The organism is Pseudomonas sp. EL_65y_Pfl1_R83 (genome assembly GCF_963970695.1).
Classification (GTDB): Bacteria; Pseudomonadota; Gammaproteobacteria; order Pseudomonadales; family Pseudomonadaceae; genus Aquipseudomonas; species Aquipseudomonas tritici.
In genome coordinates, this window is sequence record NZ_CAXAQI010000366.1 from 1 (window position 1) to 471 (window position 471).

The 471-nt window shown below is 64.5% G+C and carries 1 protein-coding gene; it reads right to left on the reverse strand.

What is annotated here, in order from left to right; genetic code table 11:
- Window positions 1-123: 123 nt before the first annotated feature.
- Window positions 124-471 (reverse strand): dienelactone hydrolase family protein (locus tag AACY08_RS29320; protein ID WP_339472583.1); only part of this gene is annotated, 348 nt, incomplete at its 5' end.

Consider the following 471-nt stretch of genomic DNA (forward strand, 5'->3'; position numbering starts at 1 on the left):
AGCATCCAGCGCGCGATCCGGCCGCGCGACATCGGGTTGGTGTAAAAGGTCAGGTCCGCCACGATCATTCTCCCCCAGATATCGCCCAGCGATTCTTCGGAACATTAGTGGAACGAAAGTCCCCTACCCGTCAAGATGCTGGTGCAGAAACGCGACCGTCCGCTCCCACGCCAAGTCAGCGGCGGGCTTGTTATAGCGTTCAGCCGAGGTGTCGTTGTTGAAGGCGTGATCGACGCCGTCATAGGTATATGCAGTCACGTCCTTGCCCGCCGCCTTCAACGCGGCAACCCACGGCACGCCGGTTGCCGCGACGCGCGCATCCTTACCCGCATAATGCAGCAGCAAGGGGGCCGCGACCGCCCCCGCCTCGGCCGGATCGGGTGCCGGGCCATAATAAGCGACACCCGCCGCCAACGCGTTGCCCGCCGCCACGGCAACACGATTGACCAGCGCCCCGCCCCAGCAAAAGCC